Below are 19,821 nucleotides of genomic sequence, written 5' to 3'. Positions count from 1 at the left end.
GGAGGTGGCCGGCCGCCGGCTCGGCCGTGCCGGCGGGCAGGAGGGCGCGGCCGCCGGCCTCAGCCGTGCCGGCGGCGCATCACCCGGAAGGCGAGCGCGGTCAGGGCCACCGCCAGCGCCAGTACGAGCCCGGCCTCGATCCACGCCAGCGGCCAGTGGTGCCCCACCGGATGCTGGTCCAGGAACCGGCCGGTCACCTCGTGCTCGCGCAGGCAGCCGCCGTGGTCGCCGTCGGGCCGGCATCCCATGTCCTCCGCGGTCAGCCGGGCGCCGGAGCGGGTGGTGTACCCCTCGCCCAGGACCCAGCTGTCGTCCGGGGCCTGAACCGCCGCGTCGCGCCCGAACGAGAGGGTGGTGGACGGCATCAGATGCGGCCTGAGCAGCGTGAACGCGGACTGCAGCACGATCATGGCGGCCAGTGTGAGGGCCATCGACGCGACCGTACGGCGCAGCAGCAGACCGGCCAGCGTCCCGGCCGCCAGGCCCAGCAGGGCGTAGGCGACGGGTATCGGGCCGAGCGAGTGGAAGCCGAGGGTGGAGTACCAGTACGAGCCGGAGACCTCGTCGCCGCCGACCCGCCAGAGCCAGGCGAAGACCGCCGAGAGCCCCGAGGTCGCGGTGAGCACGACCAGCGCGGGCAGCGCGAGCTTCGCCGCGAGCCAGCGCAGCGGGCCGACCGACTGGGTCAGTACGAGCTGGTGGGTGCCGGCCTCCAGCTCGCGGGCGATCAGCGGCGCGCCGAGGAACACGCCGATCAGCGCGGGCAGCAGCATCAGCCCCAGCTCGGCGAGCTGGAGGGACGGGTGGTAGGCCGCGCGGAAGGCGCCGACCGCCTCCTGGGTGCCCTCGCAGCGCGGGACCAGGGAGATCAGCGAGCAGCCCGCGATCTGGTGGGCGTCGATGAACCCGGCCATCCGGCCGCGCAGCACCGCGCCCCAGACCGCGGCGGCGGCCGATCCGGCGAGCAGGACGCCCAGGACCAGGCGGTGCTGCCGCCAGACCAGCCAGGGCAGGCCGCGCAGCGGGGCCATCCCGCCCGCCGTCCGGCGCCCGGCCGGATCGCCCGGCCCGTCGCCGCGGCCGGCGCCGTCCGCGCCGGGCCCGTGCCCGCCTGCCGTGAGGTGTGCCGTGGTGCCGGTCATGCCGCCGCTCCCTTGCCGCTGTGATGGTCGTGGCCGATGCGTGGTGCGCCGCCCGGCGGGCCGGGTCGGCCGGGTGCCGCGTTGCGCGGCATGCCCGGGATGCCGGGCCGGTGCCCTGGGGTGCCGCCGGGGAAGCGGCGCGGCCGCGAAGCGGCCGGCTCCCCGCCCGGCGCGCTCGGCGCGGGCGGGTCGGGGGCCCGCAGATAGCCGAGCAGCAGCTCCTCGACGGACGGCTCCGCCACCTCCCACGGCCCGGGGGCGATCGCGCCCTCGGGCCGTACGACCGCGGTGAAGTGACGCCCCGACAGCTGCGCGTCGACGACCGGGTGGGCGGCGATCTGGGGCGGCAGGCCCTCGCCCCGGCGCTCCCCCGTCACCAGGGCGTGCGCCCCGACGACGTCCTCGGCCGCGCCGGTGAGCCGGACCCGGCCGCCGCCCAGCACCAGCAGGTGGTCGCAGACCCCGTCCAGTTCGGCGAGCGGGGGCGAGGTCAGCACGACGGTGGTGCCGTACTCGGCGGCCTGGGCCAGCAGCAGCGCGGCGACCTGGTGCCGTACGAGCGGGTCGGCGTGCGCCGGCAGGTCGTCGAGCAGCAGGACTTCGGGCTGCCGGGCGAGGGCGAGGGTGAGCGCGAGGCGGACGCCCTGTCCGGCGCAGAGGGCGCCGACGCGGGCGTCTGGGGGCAGGCGGCCGGCCCGCGCGATCCGCTCGGCGCGCCGCTCGCTCCAGTGCCCCGGGGCGAGCGCGCGGCCCAGCCGCAGGGTCTCGGCGACCGTCAACCGGGGGGAGAGCGCCCCGCCTTGGGGCACCCACGCGACCTTGGCGCGGCCGGCCGGGCCGGACCCGCTCGCGCCGTCGATCCGCACCGTGCCCTCGGTGGGGCGGACCAGCCCGGACGCGAGCGAGAGCAGGGTGGTCTTGCCGGCGCCGGGCGGCCCGACCAGTGCGCAGATACTGCCGGCCGGCAGCCGGAAGGTGCAGTCGCGCAGCGCCCAGCGGCGGCGGTGGCGCCTGCCGAGGCCGATCGCCTCGACGGCGGCGCGGCCCGTGGTGCGGCCGGTCGCCTCGTGGTCGGCCACCGGCCGTATCGCCATCCCCCGAGCCCCCTGCCCCATCCCCGCCCCATTCCACTAATGAAGTAGTGGAAGCGTGCGGGAAGTGGGCTGCACCTGTCAACCTCGCCGCCTACCCTGACCGCGTGCCCCTACCTTCGAAACCCCCCACACCGCCGCTGCCGTACACCCCCGACTACCCGATCCGCACCGCACGCCTGGATCTGCGCCCCGTCACCGCCGACGACTTCGCCGCGATCCACACCTACCAACGGCGCCCCGAGGTCTGCCGGTACCTCTACTGGGGCCCCCTCGACGAGGCCGGGTCCCGGGAGTCCGTCGCCAACAAGACCGCGCGCACCACGCTGCGCGACTCCGGCGACATCCTCCAGCTCGCCGTCGTCGTCCGCGACACGGACACCCTGGTCGGCGACGTCACCTTCGTCTGGACCAGCCGCGAGCACCGCCAGGGCGGCATCGGCTATGTCCTCAACCCCGACCACTTCGGACGGGGTTACGCCACCGAAGCCGGCCGGGCGCTGCTGAAGCTGGGCTTCGAGGAGCTGGGACTGCACCGCGTCCAGGCCGAGTTGGACGGCCGGAACACCGCCTCGGCCCGGGTGCTGGAACGGCTGGGGATGCGCCGCGAGGGCCATCTGCGGGAGAACGAGTTCCTCGACGGCGTATGGACCGACGAGGTGGTCTACGCGATGCTGGCGCGCGAGTGGCGGGCCCAGCGGGACTGAGGGCGTCGCACGACGAGCGGGGCGGGCCCTTCGTGGCCCGCCCCGCCGCCTCTTACGTCTTCGCGCCCGTCACGTCTCCGAGCGGTACATCAGATCCGTCTCGTGCGTGACGAACCCCATCCGCTCGTACACCGACACCGCCGCCACGTTGTCCGCGTCGACGTACAGCATCGCCGTCGGCAGCCCCTGCCCCGCCAGATGCCGCAGCCCGATCGAGGTCAGCGCCTTGCCCAGGCCGCCGCCCTGGGCCCCGGGCCGCACCCCGAGCACATAGACCTCGCCGAGGCCCTCGTCGGCGTGCACCTTGGTCCAGTGGAAGCCGACCAGCCGGCCGCCCTCCTCCGCCAGGAAGAAGCCCTTCGGGTCGAACCACGCCTCGCCCTTGCGGTCGTCCAGGTCGCGCTGGGTCAGCGAGCCCTGCTCCGGGTGGTGCGCGAACGCCTCCGCGTTCACCTCCAGCCAGGCCGCGTCGTCCGTGCCCGGCTGGAACGTCCGCACCGACACCCCCTCGGGGAGCACCGGCTCGGCCAGCTCCAGATCCGCCAGCGAGCGCCGCATCTGCCGCAGCTCCCGGAACATCGTCAGCCCCAGCGTCTGGGCCAGGTGGCGGGCGGCCGGATGCCCGCCGTGGGCCCAGACCCGCAGCCGGCGCCCGGACTGCTCCAGCAGCTCGCCGCCCAGCGCCCGGCCGTGCCCGCGGCCGCGGAACCCGGGGTGCACCACCAGCTCGGCGGCCGGCGCCTCCACCGGGTCGGTGTCCTCCAGCTGCCCGTACGCGACCAGCTCCTCGGCCTCGTCCCCGCGCGCGTACACCAGCACATGCCGCACGCCCTCGCGCGGGCCGCCCCGCAGCTGCAGCCGTCCCTGCTCGGACACGGCGGGCTGTCCGTCCGTGCGCGCGGCCCGCTCGATCAGCTCGAGGACGGCCGCCGCCCCTTCCGGCGCGAGCTCGTCGACCACCTGGATCCGGCGGCCGGTCCGTCCCATCTCCTGTGCAGCGTCAGTCATGTCTGAAGCGTACGTCTCGGCCGGGGCCCCGCAGGGGCGCCACCCACTCTCCCGCCGCTCCCCGGCAATCAGTCCGTAACCCGGCACCCCCTGTTGCGCTACGCGCGTCGACCGTATGCTGCCGTCCGCTCAGGTACATCCAGGAGGGGAACCCATGCCAGCGACACCGCAACGGCGCCGCACCGTACGCAGATTGACGATCGGCGCCGCCGCCCTGGCCGCCGCGGCGGGCCTCGCCGCCACCGCCCTACCGGCCGGCGCCGACACCGGCCAGGCGGAGCGCACCGGCCGCACCGTCGACGTACAGCTGCTCTCCTTCAACGACTTCCACGGCAACCTCGAACCGCCGCAGGGCTCCTCCGGCACGGTCGAGGAGCTCCAGCCGGACGGCACCAAGAAGGCCGTCCCGGCCGGCGGCGTCGAGTACCTGGCCCAGTCCCTGCGCACGGCCCGCAAGGGCCACCCCTACTCGGTCACCGCTGCCGCCGGTGACATGGTCGGCGCCAGCCCGCTGCTGTCCGGGCTGTTCCACGACGAACCGACCATCGAGGCCATGAACAAGCTGGGCCTGGACGTCACCTCCGTGGGCAACCACGAATTCGACGAGGGCCGCACGGAGTTGACCCGTCTGCAAAAGGGCGGCTGCCACCCGAAGGACGGCTGCTACGAGGACGGCAAGGAGTTCCAGGGCGCCGGCTTCCCGTACCTGACGGCCAACGTCACGGACGAGACGACCGGCAGGCCGCTGCTCAAGCCGTACAGCGTCTGGCAGCGCAAGGGCGTCAAGATCGGCTTCATCGGGGTGACGCTGGAGGGCACCCCCGACATCGTCAACGCCGACGGCATCAAGGGCCTGAAGTTCCACGACGAGGTAGAAACGATCAACAAGTACGCCAAGGTGCTGAACAAGCAGGGCGTCAAGGCGATCGTGGCCCTCATCCACGAAGGCGGCCTGCCCGCCTCCACCTCCTACAACTACAAGTGCGACAGCCCCGGCCCCGGCGACGGCATCTCCGGCCCGATCACCGAGATCGCCCAGCACGTCACCCCCAAGGTCGACGCCCTGGTCACCGGCCACACCCACCAGGCCTACGCCTGCACGATCCCCGACCCCTCCGGCCGGCCGCGCACCGTCACCTCCGCCGCGTCCTACGGCAAGCTCTACACCGACACCACGCTGACGTACGACCGCCGCACCCGCGACATCGTGCGCACCAGCGTCAAGGCCCCCGGCGCGGTCAACCACGTCGTGGACCGCACCCAGCCCAAGGCCGCGGACATGACGTCCCTGATCGCCCGCTGGAACAAGCTGGCCGCCCCGGTCGCCAACCGCCCGGTGGGGCACATCTCCGCCGACATAGCCGGCCGCGGCGCGAACGCCCCCGAGTCCCCGCTCGGCGACGTCATCGCCGACGCCCAGCTCGAAGCCACCAAGGCGGCCGACAAGGGCGGCGCCCAGCTCGCCCTGATGAACCCCGGCGGCATCCGCTCCGACCTCGCCTTCAAGGCGTCCGGCTCGGAGGGGGACGGCACGGTCACCTACGGCGAGGCGTTCACCGTCCAGCCCTTCACCAACATGACGAACGTCGTCGACCTCACCGGCGCCCAGTTGCTGACCGCCCTCCAGCAGCAGGTCAGCGGCCCCAACGAGGCCTCCCCCAAGATCCTCCAGGTCTCCGACGGCCTGACCTACACCCTGGACATGACCAAGAAGGGCGCCGACCGCGTCGTCAAGGACTCGATCAAGCTGAACGGGGCGGCCCTGGACCCCGCCAAGACCTACCGCGTCGCCATGAACGAGTTCCTGGCCGGCGGCGGCGACGGCTTCCCCGCCTTCAAGGACGGCCGCAACAAGTACGTCGGCCCCTCCGACCTCGACGCCTTCACCGGCTACCTGACCGCCCACTCCTCGGCGGAGCGGCCCCTCACCCCGCCGAAGGCGGACCGGATCACCGTGGTGAAGTAGCCGTCGGCGGCGGCCCGCAGTAGCTCCACGGGGCTTCCTCTCGTTATCCGGCCGAGCACCTCGCTCGGCCGGTCCCACGAGAGGAAGCCCCTTTGCGTTCCCTGCCCGCGTCGCGTTCCCCGCGCACGACGTCCCCGCACGCCCGTGCACGGCTGGCCGTGCTGGCCCTGTGCACCGTGCTGCTCGGCGCCGCGTCCCCCGCCGCGGCGCCCGCCGTGGCCCCGGGGCGCGCCCCCGCCTCGCAGCCGCCGCTGCCCGCCCACGGCAGCCCGTACATCGAGACCAGCCTCTTCTTCGGCACCGCCCGCCCCGACGGCGGTCCCGCGGTCACCGACCGGCAGTTCCGCGGCTTCGTCGACCGGTTCGTCACCCCGCACTTCCCCGACGGCCTCACCGTCCAGGTGGGCCAGGGCCAGTACCGCGACGCCCACGGCACCATCGAACGCGAGCGCTCCTACGAACTCACCCTCTTCTACCCCACCTCGCAGGCCCGCCGGCACGACCCGGCGATCGAACGCATCCGCACCGCCTACACCCAGCGCTTCGGCCAGGAGTCGGTGGCCCGCGTCGACGACCGGGCCCTGGTGGACTTCTGAGCCACCGCGCCCGGGGCGGCTCACCGCGTCCCGAACCACCGCTCCGCCAGCGCTTCCAGGGTCGCCTCGGGCGGGGCGGGCAGTTCGCGCAGGTACCAGGGGAGGTTGCTGTAGACGTGCAGCAGCGTGTAGGCCAGCAGCTCGGTGGGCGCGAAGTCCGTGCCGTAGGCGCCGAAGACGCGTGACAGCAGGCGGGGGTCGGCGCGGGAGACGAACAGGCCCACGGCGACGAAGTCGTACGCGCGGTGCCCGATCATGGCGGGCTCGAAGTCGAGGAGTCCGGTCAGCCGCCAGTCGTCGGCCTCCTCGACCGTCAGGTGCTGGCGCATGAACTCGGTGTGCAGCAGGGCGGCGGGCGGCTGCGAGGGCAGCGCCACGGAGTCGAGGAAGTCGGGGATCTGCTCCAGCCAGGGCTCCGGGAGCCCGCGGGAGCGCTGCTGCTCGACGGCCGCGGCGCGCCGGCTGCCGAGGAAGGCGCCCCAGTCCCCCGGGCCCAGGACGTCGGTGAGCGGTGCGGGGTCCAGGGCGTGCAGGGCGGCGAGGGTCTCGCCGGCTTCGGTGGCGATGCGGTCCTGGTCGGCGCGGGGGACGCGGGGCCAGGCGACGGCCAGGTCGGTGCCGCGCAGCCGGGACATCAGCACATAGCGCCAGCCGTTGACGTACTCGCCGGAGTCGTGGAGGTAGGGCGTGGGCACCGGGAGCCGCCCCTGGAGGTGGGCGAGGACCCGGGCCTCGGCGATGCCGTCGTCGGCGCTGGCGGCGGGGAAGAGCTTGAGCACATACCGGTCCCCGACGGAGTACACCGGCTGCGAGCCTGTGGGGAAGCGGTCCAGGGGCGCGTCCGCCAGCCCCAGCCGCTTGCAGAGCTCGGCGGCCCCCGGCCGCATCACCGCTTCATCGGGGACGATCGCGTCCCACTCGTCGTCCGTTTCCACACGAGGCAGCATGCGCGGACCGTAGGGCGGGAAGTGCCCTGGCAGCAAAGGGTTTTCCCCCGGCGAGGGGACCCACGGCGGCTCCGCCTCGCGGGGGAGCCGGAGGCGCCCGCAGGAGGACGTCCGGTCGCCGCCGCGTTCCTAGCGTGCCGGGTATGACTTCTGTGCGCGGAGCGGCTTCGGTGCGGCCTTTCCAACGGCGGACGGTTCTTTGGGCGTATGCGGCCTTCGGGTGGCTGACCTCGTCGTTCGTCTGGCACCTGTGGATGGGTGTCGACCACCGGTCGGCGATGGGGGGGCGAGGACGCCGGGCCGGTGTGGGTGTTTCTCGCCTACGACGGGCTGATCACGGTGATGTCGGCGGCCGGTGCGGCGCTCACGCTGGCGACGGTACGGCCGTGGGGGCGGCGGCTCCCGGTGTGGATGGTACGGCTGCCGTTGTGGGGCGGGACGGTGCTGCTGACCGTACGGGGTGTGCCGGGGCTCGTCGAGAACATCACGACGGCCACCGGACTCACCCCGTACGGCCTGCTGGGGCTGTCGGAGCAGCCGATCGACGCGGCGTCCGGGGAATTCTGGACGACGATGGCGATCAATACGTACTTCTTCGTGGGCGCGGTGGTGATGCTGCCGCTGGTGCTGCGCTACCAGCGGGGAGTGCGGACCGCTCAGGAGAAGTCGGCGGCGTGATCCCTCGCCCATTGGGCGAAGGTGCGGGCCGGGCGGCCGGTGACGCGTTCGACGGCGTCGGAGGGGGCGAAGGGCGGGGCGTCGACGGTTCCGCCGAACATCCGGACGAGTTCCCGGGCGGCCTCCTTCGGCAGGTGCGGGCCGGACATCGCCTCGACCGCCGCGTCCTCCGAGATCTGCTCGATACGGGTCTCGCGCCCGATGGCCCGGCCGATCTCGGCGACCTGTTCGGCGACGGTCATCGTCTCGGGGCCGGTGACCTGGTAGGTCTGGCCCAGATGGGCGCCGGTGCGGTCCAGGAGGGCGACGGCGGCGACATCGGCGAGGTCGGCCTCGTGGACGGGGACGCCCCGGGCGCCCGGGTGGGCATCGCGCACCACGCCGGACTCACGGATCGATCCGGCCCAGGCGAGGGTGTTGGTGGCGTAGTTGGCGCCGCGGACGAAGGTCCACTCCAGGCCGGAGTTGCGCACCGCGCGCTCCAGTGCGGCGTGCATACGGGAGATGAAGTTGGTCTCGTCGGCGGGGGTGTCGGTCACCCCTATCGAGGAGTTGAGGACGATGCGGCGGACGCCGGCCTTGACGGCGGCGTCGACCAGGCGGGCCGTCGCCCCGTCACCACCGGCCGCGAGGTTGAGGAAGAGCGCGTCGGCGCCGTCGAGGAGCGGTGCGAGGTCGTCGGTGCCGGTGAGGTCGGCACGGACCACCTCCGCCTCGGCCGGCAGCGCGGCGCGCGCCGGATCGCGGGTCAGCGCGCGTACCGCGGCGCCTTCCGCGAGGAGCCGGCCGACGAGGCAGCGGCCGATATTGCCGGTTGCTCCGGTTACCACGATCATGGGGACCACCTTCAAGGAAAGGCGAATTCGGCCGTGTGACGCGGCCGGTTCCGCAGTCAGGCAAGAGGAGTGACGGTAGTTCAGCTCCGCTCGGCAGGCGCGGTAATTTTGTGCCAAGAGCGAGTGGACAACCCTCACTTTTCCGGCTTACCCACAGTTTGAGTTGCGTTCAAGGGTCGTACTCATGGTGGGATGTTCGGATGCGAACCCCCATACGCATATCTTCACCCTCGCCGGCGCACGCCGACCGCGCCCACTCCGATTCCCCGGTGCCGGGCGCCGGGAACGACCCCGCCGGCGACACCAGAAAGCTTGAACCGGTCAATCCGTATGCGGATCTGGCGGCCCTCGCCGACCCCGAGCCGGACCCGGCGGCCGAACTCGACGGGGAATTCGGCACCTTCGACGGCCACGGATCCGTCCGCCGCCGCAGCTACCTCAACGAGCGCGACGACAGCGACGACCCGCTGGGCCTGGGGCTGCGCTCGGACGACGACGAGGGCGAGGCCTGGAAGCGGCCCAACCACCGCCGCACCAAGCGCGGCATCAGCCGCTTCGCCGCCGTCCCGATCACCGTGAAGCTGCTGGTGGCGGTGCTCGTGTGCACCGCGTTCCTCAGCCTCTTCGACCGTTTCGCCGTCCTGTACGCACAGGACAAGACCGCGGAGAAGCTGAAGGACGCGCTGCATCTGAACGCCACCCCGGAAGTCGACATCGAGGGATTCCCGTTCCTCACCCAGGTCCTGGGCAAGCGCGTCGACCAGGTGCACGTCGCCATTCCCGATGTCGCCGCCGACCGGGTATCGCTGGCGAAATTCGAGGCGACCGCGAACGACGTACGCCTCGACGGCGATCTGCCCAGCTCCGTCAAGGGCGCCACGATCGGCTCCATGCACGGCACCGTGCTGCTCGCCTTTGACGACATGAACCGCGAACTGGGCGCCTCGCAGGTGAAATTCAGTGAGCTGGGACACAATTCCATCCGCGCGGACGGGCAACTGCCGATCGCCGGCCACGCATTGCGCGTACAGGCCGAGGCGCGCATTCAGCGGGCCGGCGACCGCGGTATCTCCACCGAGATCAGCCGGATGCGCCTGGACATCGGCGACGTCGCCGTCTACCGCCCCGGCACCGGCAAGGAGGAGGGCCTGCGGCTGACCCGCAAGGCCGCCGCCGACCTCAGCCGGCAGGCCGCCAAGGTCAAGTCGATGCTGTCCGTCCCGGCGATCGCGGACCGGATCGGCATCCCCCGGCCGTACATCGAAGAGGCGCTGCGCAACGAGGAGAAGCTGCACGAGCTGACCGGGTCGCCGCGCTTCATCGAGCAGCTGATGAAGGTCAACCTCGTCGACGTGGTGATCGACCACCCCTGGCTGCTGGAGAAGGTCGGCATCGACCCGAAGGTCCTCGGCGCCCTGAGCGGGCTGACCAAGCCGCAGCTCGCCGACCGGCTGTCGCTGTCCTTCCGCCTCCCCAAGACGCCCGGCGACGTCCGGCTGCGCAACATCTCCGTCCAGAAGGACGGCATCCGGGCCGAGCTGTCGGGGTCGAACCTCCCGTTCGGGGACGCGGCGAAGAAGAAGTAGCGGCGGGGACGGGGACCGCCGCCCGGGGCCTCAGCTCCCCGCGCCCGCCGGCGGCTCGTCGGGCAGCCGCGGCGGTGGCGTCGGCGCGCCCGGCAGGGTCAGCACCGCCTCGGTGCCGCCGAGGTCGGCGGAGCGCAGCCGTACCGCGCCGCCCGCCTGCTCCGCCGTACGCGCCACGATCGACAGCCCCAGGCCGCTGCCGGGCAGACTGCGCGCGGACGGCGAGCGCCAGAACCGCTCGAAGACGTGCGGCAGCTCGTCCTGCGGGATGCCCGGGCCGTGGTCGCGCACCGTCAGCTCGCCACCGGTCAAGGAGACCTCGATGCCGCCGCCGGCCGGGCTGAACTTGACCGCGTTGTCGAGCAGGTTGACCACCGCGCGCTCCAGCCCGGCCGGCTCGGCCCGTACGTACCAGGGCTCGATGTCGGCGGTGATGGTCAGCGACGGGCCGCGCAGCCGGGCCCGACCCAGTGCCGAGCCGACGATGTCGTGCAGCGCCACGACCTCGACCGCGCTCTGCCCGGGCTCGGGGTGCCGCGACAGCTCCTGCAGATCGCCGATCAGCGCCGCCAGCTCCCCCATCTGCGCCTTCACCGAGGACAGCAGCGCCGCCTTGTCGGCGGCCGGGATCTCACGGCCGGACTGCTCGCTGCGCACCAGCAGATCGATGTTCGTCCGCAGCGAGGTCAGCGGCGTCCGCAGCTCGTGGCCCGCGTCCGCGATCAGCTGCTGCTGCAGGTCGCGGGAGGCGGCCAGCGCCGCGGTCATGGAGTTGAAGGAGCGCGAGAGGCGGGCGATCTCGTCCTCGCCGTCCGCCGGGATGCGGATGGTCAGGTCCTCGGTGCGGGCGACGTGTTCGACGGCCTCGGTGAGGCGGTCGACGGGCTTGAGGCCGGAGCGCGCGATGACCAGCCCGGCCGTGCCCGCGCCGACGACGCCCAGTCCCGCGACGGCGGCCAGCAGCAGCGCCAGGGTGTTCAGCGCGCTGTCGATCTCCCCCAGCGGACGCGAGATGGACACCGCGAACTGCCCGCCCTGGACGTCCATGTGCTTGGTCAGCACCCGCACGTCCGCGCCGCCGGTGGTGACCGCGTCGTGCAGGGTGTCGCGCAGCACGCCCTGCGCCACCGCGAGGTCGGTGCGCTGCACGCGTACCGGCTGGGAGTTGGGCCCCACGCAGCGCGACCCGTCGACCTGGACGATCTGGACGTTGTAGTACGACGGCGGGGCGTTGGTGTTCTCGGTGGGGTCGGTGGGCTGGCAGTTGGCGTAGGTGACCTGCAGGTAGTCCGCCGGGACGCTGACGTTCTGCAGCGAGTTGTCCACCTCGTCGCGCAGCTGGGCGCGGGTGAGCAGCCAGCAGGCGAGCGCGGAGACCGCCACCGCCACGGCCACCGCGGCGGCCGTGAGCAGGGTCAGCCGCGAGCGCAGCGGCAGCCGCCCGAAGCGCACGCCGAGCCGGCCTCCCGCGCCCGTGTGGCCGTGGTTCATTCCGCTCCGCCGTCCGTCCGCAGGACGTACCCGACCCCCCGCACCGTGTGCACCAGCCGCGGCTCGCCGCCCGCCTCGGTCTTGCGGCGCAGGTACATCACGTACACGTCGAGGGAGTTGGAGGTGGGTTCGAAGTCGAAGCCCCAGACGGCCTTGAGGATCTGCTCGCGGGTCAGGACCTGCCGCGGGTGCGCCAGGAACATCTCCAGCAGGGTGAACTCGGTGCGGGTCAGCTCGACCTGCCGGCCGCCCCGGACCACCTCGCGGGTCGACAGGTCCATCCGCAGATCGGCGAAGCGAAGCGTCTCGCCCTCCTCGGGCTGTGCGCCGGCCGCCGCGTAGGAGCTGCGGCGCAGCAGCGCGCGGATCCGGGCGAGCAGCTCGTCCAGCTCGAAGGGCTTGACGAGGTAGTCGTCGGCGCCGGCGTCCAGCCCCGTGACGCGGTCGCCGACCGTGTCGCGGGCGGTCAGCATGAGGATCGGTACGGTCACCCCGCTCGCCCGCAGCCGGCGGGCGGCGGTCAGCCCGTCCATCCGCGGCATCAGGACGTCCAGCACGATCAGCTCGGGGTCGTAGGAGGCGACCTTCTCGACCGCGTCCAGTCCGTCGACCGCCTGCTCGGTGCCGTACCCCTCGAAGGCGAGCGAGCGCTTGAGCGCCTCGCGGACCGCGGGCTCGTCGTCGACGATCAGGATGCGGGCGGGCTGATCACCGTGCTCGGCGGGGCTCATGTGGATGGGTTCCTCGGGTGGGACGACGGGACGAAGGGCTGCTCCTCAGCCTCGCACGACGGCGGCGGTCCGGGTGCGGGGACGCGGAACGTCCCGTGGCGGGGCGGTCGCGGGAGGGGCGGACGGGCGGGCCGTCACACGCCGCTGTTGGCGCCACCGCTCCCGCCGCCGCGCAGCGCGTCGAGATCGGCCTTGACGGTGTTGATCGGGATGGCGAAACCGAGGCCGACGCTGCCCGCCGTGCTGCTCGTCGCCGAGCTCGGCGAGTAGATCGCGGAGTTGATGCCGACGATCTGCCCCTGCATGTTGATCAGTGCGCCACCGGAGTTGCCGGGGTTGAGCGAGGCGTCGGTCTGTATGGCCTTGTAGGAGGTCTTCGACGAGCCGGTGTCGCCGTTGTACTGGTTGCCGCCGAACTCGAACGGCCATCCGCCACCGCCGTCGGGGTTGCTCTGCCGACCCTGGCCGTCCTCCTTGGGGACGGTGACGTCCCGGTTGAGGGCGGAGACGATGCCGCTGGTCACGGAGCCGGTGAGGCCTTCGGGGGAGCCGATGGCGACCACCTGGTCGCCGACCGCGAGCTTGTCGGAGTCGCCGAGCGCGGCCGCGGTCAGGCCCTTGGCCCCACGGACCTTGATCAGCGCCAGGTCCTTGCCGGGGTCGGTGCCCACGACCTCGGCCCGCTTCCGGCTGCCGTCGCTGAAGGTGACGACCACCGAGTCCGCGCCCGCGACCACGTGGTTGTTGGTGACGATCTCGCCGTCGCCGGTGATGACGACACCGGAGCCGGTGGACTGCCCGCTCGCGGTCCGCGCCCTGATCTCCACTATCGCCGGGCTGACCGCCTTGGCCACGCCCGAGACCCCGCTGCCGCTGCTCTTGCCCGCGTTGACCAGCGGGGTCGAGGCACCGTCGGCGCTCTGCCGGGCGGTCGCGCCGGCGATCAGCGCCGCGCTGCCGCCCCCGACGAGACCGGAGACGAGCGCCACCGCCGCGATCAGCGCGACCGGCCGGCGGACCCGGCGCCGCGGCGGCGCGGGGGCGTAGGGCGGAGGCGGCGGGAAGGCCTGCCCGCCGTGGTACTCCGCGCTGTGCTCGGCGCCGTACGCGTACGGCCGGTCCTGGGGCATCTCGTCGCCGCTTCGGCGGTGGCTCTCGGTCATGGTGATCACTGTGCTCCCGGTCCATGAGAACCGTCTGAGAACGCCCTGAGAGACCCGACAGAAGTGGGTATGCCCGGTATAAGGAACCCGGGTGGCGGAGTGCTGAGGCGTGCCCTAGCCGCCGTCGCAGCCGCACGACCGCCGCACCACCAGGCGCGAGGGGAACTGCCGCAGCCGCTCCCGCCGGGAGCCGACCACCCGCAGCCCGTCGTCCAGCACCAGATCGACCGCCGCCCGCGCCATCGCCTCGCGGTCCGAGGCGACGGTGGTCAGCGGCGGATCCGTCAGCGCGGCCTCCTTGACGTCGTCGAAGCCGGCGACCGCCAGTTCCCCGGGCACATCGATCCGCAGCTCACGGGCGGCCCGCAGCACACCGATCGCCTGGTCGTCGGTCGCGCACATGATCGCCGGCGGCCGCTCCGGCCCGGCCAGCAGCTTCAGCGCGACCTGGTAGGCGTCATAGCGGTTGTACGGCGCCTGGAAGTAGCGGCCGTCCGGTGTCTTGCCCGACTCCAGCATGGCCCGCCGCCAGCCCTCGACGTGGTCGGTGACCGGGTCGCCGGACTTCGGGGTCTCCTCCGTGCCGCCGAGGAAGGCGACATAGGGGTGGCCGTGCTCCAGCAGATGCCGGGTCGCCAGCTGCGCGCCCCAGATGTCGTCGGTCATCACCGCGACGTCGTCGATGGCGTCCGGCCTGCGGTGCAGCAGCACCACCCGGGCGTCCCAGGCGTCGATCTCGGCGGCGGCGTGCTCGCTGGGGCCCTGGCTGATCAGGATCAGCCCCGACACCCGCATCCCGAGGAACGCCCGCAGATAGTGCACCTCGCGCTCGTCGAGGTAGTTGGCGTTGCCGACCAGCACCATCTTCCCGCGCTCGGCGGCGGCCTGCTCGACCGCGTGCGCCATCTCCGCGAAGAACGGCTGCCGGGTGTCCGGCACGATCAGGCCTATGAGGTCGGTACGGCGGGACGCCATCGCCTGCGCGACGCGGTCCGGCCGGTAGCCGAGCTCCTTGATGGCGGCGAGCACCCGCTCGCGCGTGGCCGGGGCGACCGGCCGTGGTCCGTTGTTGATGACGTAACTGACAACGGCGGTGGACGTACCCGCCAGTCTTGCCACATCATCCCGCGTCACCTTGGCCACGCGCGGCAGTCTACGCGGGTGGTCCTACCGGCGGGCAGGCCGTACGGCGGTGGATTCCGCGCCGGTGGCGACCGCCTTCGCGGAACCGTCACCGTCGGCGGCGCCCCGGCCGTCCGCGGCGGGCCGGCCGGCGGCCTGCTCGGCGCCGTCCTTGGCCTTGGCCTCCGTCTGGCGCTCCGCCTTCTCCGGCGTCACGAAGCGGTAGCCGACGTTGCGGACGGTGCCGATCAGCGACTCGTGCTCGGGGCCGAGCTTGGCGCGCAGCCGCCTGACGTGCACGTCCACGGTCCGTGTACCGCCGAAGTAGTCGTAGCCCCACACCTCCTGCAGGAGCTGGGCGCGGGTGAAGACCCGGCCCGGGTGCTGCGCCAGGTACTTCAGCAGCTCGAACTCCTTGAAGGTCAGGTCCAGGACCCGGCCCTTGAGTTTGGCGCTGTAGGTCGCCTCGTCCACCGAGAGATCGCCGTTGCGGATCTCCATCGGGCTGTCGTCGGTGGTGATCTGCTGGCGGCCCATCGCCAGCCGCAGCCGCGCCTCCACCTCGGCGGGGCCGGCGGTGTCCAGCAGGACGTCGTCGATGCCCCAGTCGGCGGTGACGGCGGCCAGGCCGCCCTCCGTGACGACCAGCACCAGCGGGCAGCCGGGCCCGGTGGACCGCAGCAGCTGGCACAGGGACCGGACGTGCGGAAGGTCCCGGCGGCCGTCGATCAGTATGACGTCGGCCCCGGGGGTGTCGATGAGGGCCGGGCCTTCGGCGGGGGCCACCCGCACACTGTGCAGCAACAGGCCGAGCGCCGGGAGCACCTCCGTCGACGGCTGGAGTGCGTTGGTCAGCAGTAGGAGCGAACTCACCTCCGACCACCTGCCCGGTTCCCGGAGCATTTCGCCCTGTCCTGCTCGCGGTCCTGCCTGCTTCGCTCGCCCATGACGTCTGGTTCCTCCTCGGTCCCTGCGACGGGGGCACCTCCCGGCGCTGGCCGGGGGAGTCTGCGGCACTGCTTCGTACGGTTCCCTCAGCCGCGCGGCTCGCGGCTGAAAGCACAAAAGGACCCGGGGGCTACGCTGCCCGGATCCTTCTTGCCCAGCAGAATAGCCCACCCGGCTTCCGGACCCGAGGCCGATTTTGCACGTTCTTGTGTTCTCTCGATCACTTCGAGTGGTCGGCGCGTGTCCCCAGTTGACGAAACGGGGAGCCGAGTAGAGGCCGCCCGCACCCCCGGAAAGCCCGTCCTGAAGCGGAATCCGGCGCCCTGGCCGACGCCGCGTCCGCCGTCCTCGCGCGGCGCCTCGCCGGCGCCGGCCCGCCCCGCACCATTTTTTCGCCGCGACCGCGTTTTCCCAGCATGCGGACATGATCACGGCCTCGCCCCGAGGTCCGGCGGCGGCGGTGGGGCACCGGGCGAGCGGCGGCCGCGGGTCCCGGACCGGGCCTTCGGACCGCTCCCCGGGCCCCGCCCGGCCGCCGCCCGACCGCCGCCGCCGGCCGCCCGACGCCGCCCCGCCCTGCGCACGAGCGGGCGGCGCTTTGCGGCCAGGGGGAGCACAGGGAGCGCACGGATGCGCACACCGTGCGCGCCCCGGCACGGCCCGGCACCGACCTGTCAGGCGTCACCGTCGGGCTCCGCCTCCTCCTCGTCCTCCATCGGCGGGCGGAAGTCCTCCAGCCTCTTCAGTACGTGGATGGCGGTCTCCCGCAGCCCGGCCCATTCGTCGCGGTCGGTGAACAGCGGCTGCGAGCGGCCCTGGTCCAGCTCCGCCAGCTTGGCGAGCGCCCCCTGCGCATGGTCCAGCGACCGGCCCAGCGACTGGCGCTGATCGGCGATCCGCTGCCCCACCGGGCGCTCGTCCGCCTCCTCCTGTGCGGGCCCCGTCCCCGGGTCCGGCTCGCCCGGCTCGCCCGTCCCGTCCGGCTGCCGCGGCGACGGCCAGAGCACCGGCGCCACCGGCTGCGCGTCCGCGACGGCCCGCTGCGCCCGCGGCGAGTCCGAGGCGTAGACCACGTCCCAGGTCAGCAGCGGCACCTCGGTCCCGTCGACCCGGCGGATCCGGTCCGGCGCCTCCAGGTCCACCGCGACGTGCTGGTACCCCTCCGCGCCCGCGTCGTCCTCGCCCGGCAGCCCGAACTCCTGCCGGGAGCCGGCGTTGCGGGGCAGCCGGTCGGCCTGGAACCGCTGGGCCGCCAGCGCCAGGGTCCACAGTCCGAGTGCGTTGCCCTCCCGGGCCAGCCCGGCGACCACGATGTTGGCGTCGGCGCGGAAGGGCACCTTGCCGGGCTCGCGCCGGGCGCTGAGGGCGGAACCGACGTTGCTGGTGATCAGCTTGTCCGCGATCAGCGCCGTGCCGCCGGCCAGGGCCAGCGTGCAGCGGGCGTTGACGTCGCCGTTCAGCGCGGGGGCGACCAGGCTGGTGAAGTCGTCGACCGGCACCGGGATCCAGCCCTCGGACAGCACGTCCTTGGACAGCACTCCGCCGTTGCCCCACGCCTTGAGCGCCTGCTTGACGACCAACTTCTTCTGCCCCCGCCAGGGCTTGTCCACCACGGGGCCGAGCAGCCCCGCATACCCCTTGACGGTCATCCGCCGCTCGTTCTTGATCTCCTTGGCGCGGCCGCGCAGCTCTTCGAGGAGCCGGGGCCTGGTCAGGACGTGCAGCAGGTAGACGGCCCGCCACAGCGGCGTTCCCGGGATCCGGGCGTCCTGGAAGATGTCCGGGGTCGCCGACTCCCCGCGGCGGCCCACGGCGAGCGCGTACACCTCGCCGAGCAGCTCCTCCTTGCCCCACTCGCGAGCCCGGGTCTGGGCTACGAGCTTGAGCGCCCGGGTGGCCACCTCCAGGTTCTGGGCCGCCGCGTCCCAGGGTTTGAACTCGACGTGCACCGAGGCGAGGATCGAGCGCAGGGCGTCGTCGAAGACGTCGGCGGCGGGCAGCAGACCCGTGTGGTGGGCCTCGGCGCCCACCGCGATGTGCGCCGGCACCGCATACGTCTGGGCGATCTGGATCGCCCGCAGCGAGGGCACCTCCCCGGCCGACTCGCGGCCGAACTCCTCCCGCAGCAGGCCCCGCCGCTGCTCCCGGCTCAGCGCCCAGCGCTGCGAGCGCGACTTTCGCGGCTCGTTGGCCGGCTGCTCCCGCTCGGCCGTCAGGGTCTCCACCGCCAGCTCGGCGGCCCGCGCCTGTGTGGCACCGGGCCCGGCGAGGATCTTCCAGGCGCTGGCGAGCCGGGTGATGCCGTCGCGTGCGACCAGGGCGTGCACCGGCTCCTCGCCCTCGGCCTCGAACTCGAAGACGGCCGGGTGCACGATCAGGGCCCGGGTCACCCGCCGGGCCAGGATCGACTCCTCGTAGGAGTTGAGGGTCAGGGTGCCCTCGACGGTCTGCCAGATGTGGTTGCGCAGGTGGGCGCGGTCACGGTAGCGGTAGCGCAGAATCGCCTGCGGCCGGCCGTCCTCGGCCATGCCCAGGACCTGGGGGTCGTCCTCGTCCAGGGCGTTCTGACCGGTGCGCGGCTGGATGCCGGGGAACAGCTCGGTCAGCCACACCCGGGTGTGCACCGAGCGCAGCGTGGCCCCGTCCACATGCTCCTCCAGCAGCAGACTGCCGCCTGCGTCCTCCGACCGGCGCAGCTGCATCGCGACCAGTTCGGGGGTGACCGAGGCGCGGGAGACCGCGTGCCAGGCGTCCTCGGGGAGCGACACCAGCCGGCTGGCGGTCCCGGCCTTGATCACCTTCGCCCGGTCGTCGACCTTCGAGGCGTCGGGCAGCTCCCGCGCGACGTCGGACACCACGACCTGTTCCTTGCCCCATGGCACGGTGATCGGCTGCGCTGCCGCGGACTTCGACATGAACCCTCCGTCGTTTGCAGGTGGTTGAAGACTCGAACCCATCGGTCACAGCGCGCACGGCCCGTCCGCCCACGGCAGGGCGGCGCCGAACCAGTCCCACATGAACTCGCGCTCCGGGCGCTTGGCCACGCTCTGGTACGCGGCGTAGGCCAGCAGGTCGGCGGCCTGCAGGAAGTAGTTGATGCGGGCGGACTCGAAGACCGGGACGCCCTGGATGCGCCGGTCGTGCTCCGGCAGGTCGTGGTAGGCGTCGATCAGCGCGGTCTCGGTCCCGTCGCCGTCCACGACCACCACCCCGTACTCGCCCGACGCGGCGAGTTCGGCGTTGACGCGCGCCAGCCAGGCGCGCTGGAGGGCGGGGCGGTCCCGGCCGTAGTCGCCGGTCTCCCGGTAGACGGCCGTCACCCGCACCCCGGGGATGCCGGCGACGGCCCCGAGGCCGCGGCGGATCACCCCCCGGCAGTGCGCGAGGTGGGCCTCCCGTGCCTGCCGGTCGGGCAGCCCCGGTCGGTAGACGTGGCGCCCGCGGCCCGCGGCGAGGTCCTGTGCGTGCAGGGAGGCGTCGATCGGGATGCCCAGGTCCGGGTCGCCCTCCAGTGCCGAACGGAAGCGCAGCAGGTCCTTCTTGGCGGCCTCCATGTCGTCCAGATGGACGGACAGCGAGGCGAAGGCCGCGATCGTGCGGGAGTCGCCGGCGTCGTCGGCGAAGATGATCCGCAGCGGCGCGGCGGATTCCTGGGTGGCCATGACAGCCGTCTCCGTACTGGGCCGCATTGAGGACCGCGCGCGCACGCCATCGTCCGCACCCTCTTGGCGTGGAGCGTCCCCTCTCACCACGCACACGCGCGTACCCGGCGACCGAGCGGGTGCGTGCTCTGCGGCGGATCAGGCCTC

The 19,821-nt window shown here is 73.1% G+C and carries 17 protein-coding genes; 5 read left to right on the top strand and 12 right to left on the bottom strand.

The window, feature by feature from the left end; genetic code table 11:
- Window positions 1-59: 59 nt before the first annotated feature.
- On the bottom strand, window positions 60-1,142 hold the full coding sequence (locus ACFWZH_RS03275) for an ABC transporter permease (RefSeq protein ID WP_384424797.1): 1,083 nt from the start codon (window positions 1,140-1,142) through the stop codon (window positions 60-62).
- On the bottom strand, window positions 1,139-2,236 hold the full coding sequence (locus ACFWZH_RS03270) for an ATP-binding cassette domain-containing protein (protein ID WP_384424795.1): 1,098 nt from the start codon (window positions 2,234-2,236) through the stop codon (window positions 1,139-1,141). The genes ACFWZH_RS03275 and ACFWZH_RS03270 overlap by 4 nt, the downstream gene beginning before the upstream one ends.
- Before the next feature lie 104 nt (window positions 2,237-2,340).
- Between ACFWZH_RS03270 and ACFWZH_RS03265 the strand changes: the two genes are divergently transcribed.
- On the top strand, window positions 2,341-2,940 hold the full coding sequence (locus ACFWZH_RS03265; protein ID WP_384424793.1) for a GNAT family N-acetyltransferase: 600 nt from the start codon (window positions 2,341-2,343) through the stop codon (window positions 2,938-2,940).
- Window positions 2,941-3,009: 69 nt separating this feature from the next.
- On the opposite strand, the gene mshD is transcribed toward ACFWZH_RS03265, so the two are convergent.
- Window positions 3,010-3,927 (bottom strand): mycothiol synthase, encoded by a 918-nt coding sequence (mshD, locus tag ACFWZH_RS03260; RefSeq protein ID WP_384425615.1) that lies wholly within the window; start codon window positions 3,925-3,927, stop codon window positions 3,010-3,012.
- A 175-nt stretch (window positions 3,928-4,102) separates the two neighbouring features.
- Between mshD and ACFWZH_RS03255 the strand changes: the two genes are divergently transcribed.
- Window positions 4,103-5,914, top strand: a complete 1,812-nt coding sequence (locus tag ACFWZH_RS03255; protein WP_384424791.1) for a bifunctional metallophosphatase/5'-nucleotidase — start codon at window positions 4,103-4,105, stop codon at window positions 5,912-5,914.
- A gap of 92 nt (window positions 5,915-6,006) precedes the next feature.
- Window positions 6,007-6,510, top strand: a complete 504-nt coding sequence (locus ACFWZH_RS03250) for a DUF3574 domain-containing protein (protein ID WP_384424790.1) — start codon at window positions 6,007-6,009, stop codon at window positions 6,508-6,510.
- Between the two features lie 20 nt (window positions 6,511-6,530).
- Here ACFWZH_RS03250 and ACFWZH_RS03245 read toward each other — a convergent pair whose 3' ends face one another.
- Window positions 6,531-7,457, bottom strand: coding sequence for a phosphotransferase family protein (locus ACFWZH_RS03245; RefSeq protein WP_384424788.1), 927 nt, complete (start codon window positions 7,455-7,457; stop codon window positions 6,531-6,533).
- A gap of 258 nt (window positions 7,458-7,715) precedes the next feature.
- Here ACFWZH_RS03245 and ACFWZH_RS03240 point away from each other — a divergent pair, with 258 nt between their 5' ends.
- On the top strand, window positions 7,716-8,135 hold the full coding sequence (locus ACFWZH_RS03240; RefSeq protein WP_384424786.1) for a hypothetical protein: 420 nt from the start codon (window positions 7,716-7,718) through the stop codon (window positions 8,133-8,135).
- Here the strand turns inward: ACFWZH_RS03240 and ACFWZH_RS03235 are convergent.
- Window positions 8,114-8,971 carry an SDR family oxidoreductase gene (locus ACFWZH_RS03235; protein ID WP_384424784.1) on the bottom strand — a complete coding sequence of 286 codons (858 nt, stop codon included), beginning with the start codon at window positions 8,969-8,971 and terminating at the stop codon, window positions 8,114-8,116. The two genes, ACFWZH_RS03240 and ACFWZH_RS03235, sit on opposite strands and share 22 nt — an antisense overlap.
- A 200-nt stretch (window positions 8,972-9,171) precedes the next feature.
- On the opposite strand from ACFWZH_RS03235, the gene ACFWZH_RS03230 reads away from it, so the two are divergent.
- A complete protein-coding gene (locus ACFWZH_RS03230) occupies window positions 9,172-10,557 on the top strand; it encodes a DUF2993 domain-containing protein (RefSeq protein ID WP_384424783.1) in 1,386 nt (461 codons plus the stop codon).
- A 30-nt stretch (window positions 10,558-10,587) separates the two neighbouring features.
- On the opposite strand, the gene ACFWZH_RS03225 is transcribed toward ACFWZH_RS03230, so the two are convergent.
- The 7 genes from ACFWZH_RS03225 to ACFWZH_RS03195 form a co-directional block, all read right to left on the bottom strand.
- The gene (locus ACFWZH_RS03225) at window positions 10,588-12,048 is read right to left on the bottom strand and encodes an ATP-binding protein (protein ID WP_384424781.1); all 1,461 of its coding nucleotides are present in this window, start codon (window positions 12,046-12,048) and stop codon (window positions 10,588-10,590) included.
- Entirely contained in the window at window positions 12,045-12,779 is a 735-nt protein-coding gene (locus tag ACFWZH_RS03220; RefSeq protein ID WP_384424779.1) for a response regulator transcription factor, read from the bottom strand. Before ACFWZH_RS03220 ends, ACFWZH_RS03225 begins: the two co-directional genes overlap by 4 nt.
- Before the next feature lie 134 nt (window positions 12,780-12,913).
- Complete coding sequence (locus ACFWZH_RS03215; RefSeq protein WP_384424777.1) at window positions 12,914-13,942, bottom strand: S1C family serine protease; 1,029 nt, start codon at window positions 13,940-13,942, stop codon at window positions 12,914-12,916.
- Window positions 13,943-14,056: 114 nt separating this feature from the next.
- On the bottom strand, window positions 14,057-15,085 hold the full coding sequence (locus ACFWZH_RS03210) for a LacI family DNA-binding transcriptional regulator (RefSeq protein ID WP_384424775.1): 1,029 nt from the start codon (window positions 15,083-15,085) through the stop codon (window positions 14,057-14,059).
- A 24-nt stretch (window positions 15,086-15,109) separates the two neighbouring features.
- A complete protein-coding gene (locus ACFWZH_RS03205) occupies window positions 15,110-15,937 on the bottom strand; it encodes a winged helix-turn-helix domain-containing protein (protein WP_384424773.1) in 828 nt (275 codons plus the stop codon).
- Between the two features lie 749 nt (window positions 15,938-16,686).
- A complete protein-coding gene (locus tag ACFWZH_RS03200) occupies window positions 16,687-18,927 on the bottom strand; it encodes a hypothetical protein (RefSeq protein ID WP_384424771.1) in 2,241 nt (746 codons plus the stop codon).
- A gap of 45 nt (window positions 18,928-18,972) precedes the next feature.
- Window positions 18,973-19,674, bottom strand: coding sequence for a DUF3800 domain-containing protein (locus ACFWZH_RS03195; RefSeq protein ID WP_384424769.1), 702 nt, complete (start codon window positions 19,672-19,674; stop codon window positions 18,973-18,975).
- Between the last annotated feature and the right edge of the window lie 147 nt (window positions 19,675-19,821).

The organism is Streptomyces sp. NPDC059008 (genome assembly GCF_042749045.1).
Taxonomy (GTDB): domain Bacteria; phylum Actinomycetota; class Actinomycetes; order Streptomycetales; family Streptomycetaceae; genus Streptomyces.
Note: the sequence above shows the minus strand (reverse complement) of the source record. Positions and strands in the feature narration are given on the sequence as shown.